This is a genomic window from Neorhizobium sp. BETTINA12A (assembly GCF_023006485.1).
Classification (GTDB): domain Bacteria; phylum Pseudomonadota; class Alphaproteobacteria; order Rhizobiales; family Rhizobiaceae; genus Neorhizobium.
This window is the reverse complement of the sequence record NZ_JALBGW010000180.1, coordinates 1-9,046: the sequence shown is the minus strand read 5'-3', so window position 1 is coordinate 9,046 and position 9,046 is coordinate 1. Positions and strand designations below refer to the sequence as shown.

General features: G+C 62.4%; 7 protein-coding genes and 1 pseudogene. 1 reads left to right on the top strand and 7 read right to left on the bottom strand.

What is annotated here, in order from left to right; translation table 11 throughout:
- Positions 1 to 92: 92 nt before the first annotated feature.
- Both MOV61_RS25870 and MOV61_RS25865 read right to left on the bottom strand, forming a co-directional pair.
- A complete protein-coding gene (locus MOV61_RS25870) occupies positions 93 to 602 on the bottom strand; it encodes a CreA family protein (protein ID WP_258718998.1) in 510 nt (169 codons plus the stop codon).
- Between the two features lie 80 nt (positions 603 to 682).
- Positions 683 to 1,273: a 3'-5' exonuclease gene (locus MOV61_RS25865; RefSeq protein ID WP_038543510.1), complete on the bottom strand. Its 591-nt coding sequence runs from the start codon at positions 1,271 to 1,273 to the stop codon at positions 683 to 685.
- Between the two features lie 276 nt (positions 1,274 to 1,549).
- Here MOV61_RS25865 and MOV61_RS25860 point away from each other — a divergent pair, with 276 nt between their 5' ends.
- Entirely contained in the window at positions 1,550 to 2,089 is a 540-nt protein-coding gene (locus MOV61_RS25860) for a GNAT family N-acetyltransferase (protein ID WP_247138630.1), read from the top strand.
- A 2-nt stretch (positions 2,090 to 2,091) separates the two neighbouring features.
- Here MOV61_RS25860 and ligA read toward each other — a convergent pair whose 3' ends face one another.
- The 5 genes and pseudogenes from ligA to MOV61_RS25835 all read right to left on the bottom strand — a co-directional run.
- Positions 2,092 to 4,248: an NAD-dependent DNA ligase LigA gene (gene ligA, locus MOV61_RS25855; RefSeq protein WP_247138629.1), complete on the bottom strand. Its 2,157-nt coding sequence runs from the start codon at positions 4,246 to 4,248 to the stop codon at positions 2,092 to 2,094.
- Positions 4,249 to 4,337: 89 nt separating this feature from the next.
- The gene (gene recN, locus MOV61_RS25850) at positions 4,338 to 6,011 is read right to left on the bottom strand and encodes a DNA repair protein RecN (RefSeq protein ID WP_247138628.1); all 1,674 of its coding nucleotides are present in this window, start codon (positions 6,009 to 6,011) and stop codon (positions 4,338 to 4,340) included.
- A 10-nt stretch (positions 6,012 to 6,021) separates the two neighbouring features.
- The gene (locus MOV61_RS25845; RefSeq protein ID WP_408962433.1) at positions 6,022 to 6,864 is read right to left on the bottom strand and encodes an outer membrane protein assembly factor BamD; all 843 of its coding nucleotides are present in this window, start codon (positions 6,862 to 6,864) and stop codon (positions 6,022 to 6,024) included.
- Positions 6,865 to 7,104: 240 nt separating this feature from the next.
- Entirely contained in the window at positions 7,105 to 8,061 is a 957-nt protein-coding gene (lpxC, locus tag MOV61_RS25840) for a UDP-3-O-acyl-N-acetylglucosamine deacetylase (RefSeq protein WP_038587576.1), read from the bottom strand.
- Positions 8,062 to 8,317: 256 nt separating this feature from the next.
- Positions 8,318 to 9,046, bottom strand: a pseudogene (locus MOV61_RS25835) (cell division protein FtsZ); the annotation flags it as partial.

Here is a 9,046-nt window from a genome sequence, read left to right as displayed (position 1 = left end):
ACCTTTCTCGGCGGCTGCCTGTTTACCGGCCGCAATGCCGGCCGGGCGGCCGCGGCAGCCCTCGGCTGAGCCGGAGCCCGGGCCTGAAAAGATTACGGTTTTGGCTTGCCGTTCTTCCAGGCGACGTTCTGGTTATAGAGCGGCACGGTCGAGATCGCCATCTTGGCGGAACCGTCCACCACCTGCCGCGAGTGAGCGAGATAGATCAGCGTGTCGTTCGCCTTGTCGTAGATACGCTTGACGAGCAGGTTCTTCCAGATCAGGGAACGGCCCTGCCGGAACACTTCCTCGCCGCCCTTGCCGAGGTCGATCTCTCCGATCTCGATCGGACCGGTCTGGCGGCAGGCAATCGAATTGTTGGACGGGTCTTCGAACCAGTTGCCATTCTTAAGCCGGTCTATGATGCCGCGTTCGAAATAGGTGACGTGGCAGGTTACGCCCTTTATCTGCGGATCGGCGACCGCCTCGACGATGATGTCGTTGCCGGTCCAGTCGACGCCGACTTCGCCGACCACCTGGGCGGAAACGGGGGCGGCAAGCGTCCCGAACGACAGAGCGACGGCGGACGCAAGGCAGGCAATTCGATTGATGGGTTGTTTCATGGGGGACACGGCTCCGGTAAACGATCCGTGATCTGAGATAAGGATTGCCGGGGCGGAAACAAGCAGCGCCAAAAAAGTCCCTATTTCAGCCGGCAGGTGCAGGGTGCATAGCCGCCGGAAAATAGCCGCCCGACCTTCATGCCGATCGCAGCCGGAATGTCGCGGACATGCGGCACGGCAAGCGATTTGGCGATCGCGATCGTCGCCCGCGCGCAGACGGCCGCGTCTTCGGCCGCATTGTGATGCGCGAACCGAAGGCCGAGATGCTGGGCAAGGACGTTGAGCTTGTGAGAACCGAGATGCGGCCAGACCTTCTGCGACATCTTCACGCTGCAGAGATAGGAAAGGTCCGGATAGCTCTGCCGATAGACATCGAGGCAGGCCCGCCAGACGCTGAAATCGAAGGCGGCATTGTGGGCAATCATCGTCGCACCGCGAAAATCGTCGGCGAACTCGTCCATCACCTCGGGAAACTCGCCGGCATCCTCGACATGTTCCGCACGGATGCCGTGGATCGCGACGTTGAAGGAGGAAAACCGCATGTCCTTCGGGCGGATCAGCCGTTCCTCCACCCGCACCACCTCGTCGCCCTCCAGCCAGGCAAGCCCGACGGAGCAGGCGCTGCCGCGTTGCTCGTTGGCGGTTTCGAAATCGATGGCGATGGTTTTCAAGGGCTGGTTCCGGATGAGCGTGGAAAAACTTCTACAGGTGGGAATTCGATTCGGCAAAGACAGCCAGCGCTTTCACCCCTCTTGACGCGTCGGCGCTTGTTTGAGACCTTGCGCGCCATGAACCGTTTCGCCGCCCACATGCATCTTACCGTGACCATTCACCCCGCAGGGTGCGTGGCGGCATTGGCGCGTTAATCGGTCATCCGTCCACCAACCCTGCCGATGGCAGGGTTCGGTGTTTCCGCTCTGCCTCGGCGAAGACCAAGGAGAGCAAGCATGACAGAGTTCGATATCTCACCACCGCTGGACCCCGAGGCGCGATGGCCCGAAGGCCTGTCGATCCGCGCACGCACGCCGGCCGACGCGCCCGGCATCCTCGCACTGCACAACATGCCCGGTTATCGTTTTGGCACACTGCGCACGCCGCACCACACCATTGAGGAAATCCGCAGACACATCGAGAGCCCTCCGGCCAACAACATTGGGCTTGTCGCCGTCATGGACGGCCGGATCGTCGGCGATGTCGGCCTCAACCGCTATCTCAACCGCCGGGCCCACGTCGGCAGCATCGGCATGGGCGTCCACGATGCCTATCAGGGCCGCGGCATAGCACGCGCGCTGATCGGTGAAGCCCTGGCCATCGCCGACCGCTGGCTGAACCTGAAGCGCATGGAGCTTACGGTCTACACCGACAACGAAAAAGCCATCCGCCTTTACGAGCAGAACGGCTTCGTCAAGGAAGGGCATCTAAGACAGTTCGCCTTCCGCGACGGCGAATTCGCCGACGCCTACTCGATGGCACGTTTCCGGACCTGACGTCACGCAATAAAGGCGAGCCATTCGTCCTCGTCCATCACCTGGACGCCGAGTTCCCTCGCCTTGTCGAGCTTAGAGCCGGCGCCCGGACCCGCGACCACATAGTCGGTCTTCTTGGAGACCGACCCGGCCACCTTGGCGCCAAGGCTTTCCGCCCTCGCCTTGGCCTCGTCGCGGGTGAATTTTTCGAGCGAGCCGGTGAAGACCACCGTCTTGCCGGCGATCGGGCTGTTGGAGGCGACCGGCTGTTCGGCGGCCTGCGGCGTCACCTCTTCGCGAAGCCGGGTAATGACCTCGACATTGCGCGGCTCCTTGAAGAACTCGACGATGGCGCGCGCCATCACCTCGCCGATGCCCTCGATATTGTTCAAATCGTCCCAGGCGTCGCCGGAAAGCTCGGCCGCATCGTCCATGGCCTTCGCAAACGCCTCGTAGGTGCCGTAGGCGCGCGCAAGCAGCTTGGCGGTGGTCTCGCCTACGTGCCGGATGCCGAGCGCGTAGATGAAGCGGTGAAGCGCGATCTCGCGCCGCTCGTCGATCGCATCGAACAGTTTCTTGACGCTGACTTTTCCGAAGCCCTCGATATTTTCGAGTTTGGTAAGCGTCGAGGCCTCCTGCCGCCGCTTCAGCGTGAAGATGTCGGGCGCAGTGCGGATCTTCAGCGCGTCGTCTTCCGCCTCGAAGAAGAAATCGATCTGCTTGGAGCCGAGGCCTTCGATATCGAAGGCGTTGCGCGACACGAAATGTTTGAGGTGCTCTGTCGCCTGCGCACGGCAAACGAAACCGCCGGTGCAGCGGGTGACCGAATCGAGCTTGCCGGTCTTTTCGTTACGCTCGCGCACCGCATGACTGTCGCAGACGGGGCATTTCTTCGGGAATTCGTAGGGCACGGCTTCCGGAGGACGCTTCTCCATCACCACGTCGAGCACCTGCGGGATGACATCCCCTGCTCGCTGGACGATGACGGTGTCGCCGACGCGGATATCGTGATCCGGCTCGCGGATCGGTTCGCCGGAATTGCCGAGCCCCTTGATATAGTCTTCGTTGTGGAGCGTCGCATTGGTGACGACCACGCCGCCGACGGTGACCGGCGTCAGGCGCGCGACCGGCGTCAGCGCTCCGGTGCGGCCGACCTGGATGTCGATCCGCTCCACATGAGTAAAGGCCTGTTCCGCCGGGAATTTATGCGCCGTGGCCCAGCGCGGCGAACGCGAGCGAAAACCGAGCCGGGCCTGCAGGTCGAGCCTGTCCACCTTGTAGACGACACCATCGATCTCGTAGTCGAGATCCGGGCGCTTGAGGCCGATATCCTTGTAATGAGCGATGATATCCTCGACCGCGTGCAGGCGCTTCATCAGCGGGTTGACCGGAAACCCCCATTCCCTGAATTTCTCCACCATGCCCATCTGGGTATCGGCCGGCATTTCCGACATTTCTCCCCAGGCATAGGCGAAGAATTTCAGGTTGCGGCTGGCAGTCACCTTGGCGTCGAGCTGGCGCAGCGACCCGGCCGCTGTGTTGCGCGGGTTGACATAGGTCTGCTTGCCTTCCGCCGCCATCTTCTCGTTGAGCGCCAGAAAGTCGCTTTTCGTCATATAGACTTCGCCACGCACTTCGACGACATCGGGCACGCCCGCGGGCAAACGATTGAGGATTTCCTTGATGGTCTTGATGTTCTCGGTGACGTTTTCACCGGTCGTACCGTCGCCGCGGGTCGCAGCATTCACCAGCCGGCCGTTCTCGTAGCGGATCGACATGGAAAGCCCGTCGATCTTAGGCTCGGCGGTAAACGCGATCGAACCGTCCGGAAGCTGGCCGAGGAAACGGTAGACGGAAGAGACGAAGTCGCGCACGTCGTCGTCCGAAAAGGTGTTGTCGAGCGACAGCATCGGCCGCGAATGGGTGATCGCCGCAAATGTCGGCAAGGGTGCCGCACCGACCCGGATCGACGGGCTGTCGGCGCGGATAAGCTGAGGGAACCGCTTCTCGATCGAATCGTTGCGCCGTTTCAGCGCGTCGTAATCCGCATCCGAAATCTGCGGCGCGTCATGGCCGTGATAAAGCTCGTCATTGCGGGCAATCTCCGCCGCCAGATAGGCCAGTTCGGCTGCGGCCTGTTCTTCGGTCAGGTTTTCGACGGGCGTCTGTTCGGCGGACATGCGGGTCTACTCCTCGGGTAGCGAGGAGTCGTTTTGTAGCGCAAATTTTTCCGATGGGAAGGGTGGATGGAAGGTCTCGGTGGATGAGCCTAGCCGTTGCCCGCCAGCAGTCGCTTGGCCGCCGCCCTCGCCTCGTCGGTCACCGATGCGCCGGCGAGCATGCGGGCGATCTCCTCGGTGCGGTGTTCCGGCTCCATGGTGGCGACGCGGGTGGCGATCTTGTCGGTGCCCTCGCCGGCCGGTCCCTTGGAAATCAGCAGATGCGTTGCGGCACGGGCGGCCACCTGCGGCGCATGGGTGACGGACAGCACCTGCACCTTGTCCGACAGCCGCTTCAGCCGCTGGCCGATCGCATCGGCAACGGCACCGCCGACCCCGGTATCGATTTCGTCGAAGACCAGCGTGGGCGCAGAACCGCGGTCGGCGAGCGCCACCTTGAGCGCCAGAAGGAAACGCGACAGCTCGCCGCCCGAAGCGACCTTCATGATCGGGCCGGGACGCGTGCCGGGATTGGTCTGGACGTGGAACTCGACCGTATCGATGCCTTCGGCGCTCGCCGCTTCCGGATCGCTCGCCACATCGACCATGAAGCGGGCCCGTTCTAGCTTCAGCGCCGGCAGCTCCGCCATCACGGCTTCGGCCAGCGCCTCGGCGCCATGCCGGCGCTTCTCGGACAGGATCGCGGCGGCCTGATCGTAGGCGGCCTTGGCAGCGGCAGTCAGCTTTTCCAGCTCGGCGAGCTTCTCCTCGCCGGCATCGAGATCGGCAAGGTCCGATATCATCTTTTCGGCAAGCGCCGGCAGGTCGGCGACCGGGATTGAATATTTGCGGCCGGCGGCCCGGAGCCCAAACAGTCGCTCCTCGACCCGCTCCAGTTCGCGCGGGTCGAATTCGGTGCGCCTCAGCGCCGCCTCCACTTCCATCTGGGCATTGGAGAGGTAGTTGAGCGCCTGATCGAGAAGTTCGACGGTTTCTTCGAGCAGGCCTGGCGCCTCGTGGCTCTTGCGCTCCAGGCGCCGCACCAGCGAGGCGATCAGCGGCACGGGCGATGCGTTGCCATTGAGGAATTCGGAGGCTTCGGAAATGTCGCCGGCGATGCGTTCGGACTTCTGCATTCGCGAACGCTGTTCGGCAAGCTCGTCCTCTTCACCATCACGCGGCGACAGCGCTTCCAGCTCTTCCACCGAGGCACGGATATAATCGGCTTCGCGGGCCGCAGCCTCGACCTTGGCGCGATGGGTCTTGAAGGCCCGATCCGCGTCCTTCCAGGAGCGATAAAGGGCGGAAAGCTGCAGCACCTCGTCGCTTAAGCCCGTGAAGGCGTCGAGCAGCGTGCGGTGCGCGTCGGTGTCGATCAGCGCCCGGTCGTCGTGCTGTCCGTGGATCTCGACCAGAAGCTGGCCAGCCTGGCGCATCAGCTGCACGCTGACCGGCTGGTCGTTGATCGAGGCGCGTGTGCGCCCATCGGCCGACTGGATGCGGCGGAAGATCAGATCGCCGTCGTCGTCGATGCCGTTGTCGCGCAGGAGTTTTCGGGCACCGTGGCTGCCGGATACGTCGAAGACGGCCGTCACCTGGCCCTTGTCCTCGCCATGGCGCACCAGGCCGCCGTCACCACGGCCGCCGAGCGCCAGTGAAAGACTGTCGAGCAAAATCGATTTGCCGGCGCCGGTTTCGCCGGTCAGCACCGAAAGGCCGGTCTCGAAGGCAAGATCCAGCCGCTCGATCAGAACGATATCGCGGATCGACAACTGGATCAGCATGTCTCAGACCTTAAGCGCCGATCAGCTTGGCCCCGGCGCGGGAAATCCACGAACCGCGATTTTCGCGCGGTTCGACGCCGTTGCCCTTCAGCAGCTTGAAGGAATCCGCATACCACTGGCTGTCGGGATAATTGCGCCCGAGAACAGCGGCCGCGGTCTGCGCCTCTTCCGTAATGCCCATCGCATAATAGGCTTCAGTCAGACGCGCCAGCGCCTCTTCCACCTGGTTGGTGTTGGGATACTGCTCGACCACGTTGCGGAAACGCTGGATCGCGGCAAGATATTCCTTGCGCTCCAGATAGTAGCGGCCGATCTGCATTTCCTTGCCGGCGAGCTGGTCGCGCGCAAAGCGGATCTTCGCCTGCGCATCCTCGACATATTCCGAGCTCGGATAATTGGTTACGACCTTGTTCATCGCATCGATGGTGCGCACGGCTGCGCGCTGGTCCTGGGTCACGTCGGCGATCTGCTTGGAGTAAGCAAGGCCGACGAGATACTGGACATAGGCCGAATCCTGCGATTGCGGATACTGGCTCATGTAGCGGTTGCCGGTGGCCACCGCCTCGTCGTTGCGGCCGAGCCGGTACTTGGTGAACGTGCTCATGACGAGCGCCTTGCGGCCCCATTCCGTGAAGGGATTCTGGCGGTCGATCGAATCGAACTTGCGGCCTGCTTCGGCAAGGTTGCCAGCCTTCATGTTGGCGAGGCCCTGGTTGTAGAGCGTCTCCGGCGCATCCGTTTCGAGACCGAGCTTGGTGATGTCGATATCGGGATCCGACTGGCAGGCGGTCACGCCAAAGCCGGCGCCGGCCAGCACCAGCGACACAAGCGCTACTCTTGCCGTCTTACGCATTCCAACAGACCTTACATGGTTCATTCGACAATTCCTGATCGTCCCGCGCCTGATAAGCCCGCCGCCTAAGCAGGCCGTTCTAGCCATAAAAGCAAAGGGAGAGCAACGCAATGCTGCGGCATTAATGCATTTTTGTGGCACGTCGCCGCAATACGGCATTTCAAGGTTAAATCGAAACATGTCTCCCAAAAGAAAAAGGCCGCTTCCGGAGAAGCGGCCGAGTCGACTGGATCAATTTACTCAGGCGAACCAGGATGTCAGTTCCGGCACATTGACCGGTACGAACTCCCGTGCCCGTACTCGGGCCGCACGCGACGACGGAGCCTCGACGACCTCATAAGCCGTCGGATCGCTCATCAGCGCCTTCAATGCGTTGGCATTCATCTTGTGGCCGCCGCGGTAGGACCGGTAGCAGCCGATGAACTGGGCGCCGGCAAGCGCCAGATCGCCGACGGCATCGAGCGTCTTGTGGCGGACGAATTCGTCCTTGTAGCGAAGACCCTCGACATTGACGATCGTGTCGTCGTCGGAGATGACGACCGAATTTTCCAGCGAGGAACCGAGTGCGTAGCCGGCAGCCCAGAGACGCTCCACGTCGCGCATGAAACCGAAGGTGCGGGCGCGGGAGAGTTCCTGCTTGAAGGTCTCGGCGGTCAGGTCGCCTTTCCAGCTCTGGCGGCCGATCAGCGGCGAAGAGAAGTCGATCTCCACCTCGAAGCGTGTGCCGTCATAGGGCCGGAATTCCGACCAGCAAGCGCCGGAGTCGATGCGGACCGGCTTCAGGACCCGGATATAACGGCGCTTGATGCCAAGATTGACGATGCCGACCTGTTCGATGGCTTCGATGAAAGGATAGGAGCTGCCGTCCATGATCGGCATCTCGCCGCTATCGACTTCGACCATGATATTGTCGACACCGAGCGCGTAGAGCGCGGCCATCACGTGTTCGATCGTCGCGACGGCGCGGGAAAGCGAAGTGCCGAGAACGGTGCAGAGATCGGTATTACCGACCTGCGAGGAAACGGCGCGATATTCGACCGAGCTGCCATCGTCCAGAAGACGCGTGAAGATCACGCCGGTGCCGGCTTCGGCAGGCTGAAAAGTGAGGCTGACGGGGGCTCCGGAATGAACGCCAATCCCCTTCAGTGTTACCGGGGAGGCGATGGTGGTCTGGAAACCGAACAGTCCGATAGTCATTCCTGCTGCCTTCTTGTCGCCGGATCCGTAAAGCAGAAGGATCCGATATTCTTTAGCGCCAGCCGGACCGATCGCCTGAATCGGTCGATCTCTTTTGGCGTCCCTTAGCGTCTTTCATACGCAGCCGTTTGGCACAATCCAAATCACTGTTCATTTCGGATTGTTACGTTGTTAACTCTGCGTCCTGATTGATAAAACGCCTGAAGGCCCGGATGCGTGATCCGGGCCTTCTTCACGTTTCGTGACTGTCTTTAACTCAGTTCGATTGACGGCGCAGGAAGGCCGGAATCTCGAGCTGGTCTTCCTCGTGATGGGCCTGCGGAACCGCACGTCCATGATCGTCGAGATTGCCGCGGCGCGGTGCATAAAGACTTGCTTCCGCCGACAGCGGACGACGCTGCTGCGGGGCCGGAGCCGGTGCGGCCGGCTCGGCGTGAGCAGGCTCTTCCTCTTCGCGGCGACCAAGCGAGTTGGTGATCCGCTTCAGAAGACCCATCGGGCCGCGTTCTTCCTGCACATGGCTCACCGGCTGGGCGCGGTGATCCATCTCGGCCTTCACGACCGGCGGAAAATCCTCGACCTTCGGCATGCGAACCGGCTGCACCACCTGCGACATCGAAGGTGCCATCGGCTCGCGATAGACCGGCTGTGCCGGGCGAGGAGCGGGCTGGCCCATCATCGGAGCAGGCTGCGGCTGTACGTGCTGGTGAACCGGGGCCGGTTGCGGTGCAGGAGCCGGCCGGCTCATGACCGGAGCCGGTGCTTCGACCGGAGCAGCACCGAAGATGCGGCTCTGCGGACGGAACTCTTCCTGCTGCTGCATGAGCGGCTGCGGAGCGACCTGCTGGGGTACCGGAGCCGCATACTGGTGCTGCGGTTCTGCGATCGCCAGTTCCCGTTCCATCTCGGCTTCCGCCATGCGGATCGTTTCGGCGATCGGGTCGACAGCCGGCCTCGGAGCCGGGGCGGCCTGCATGACCGGAGC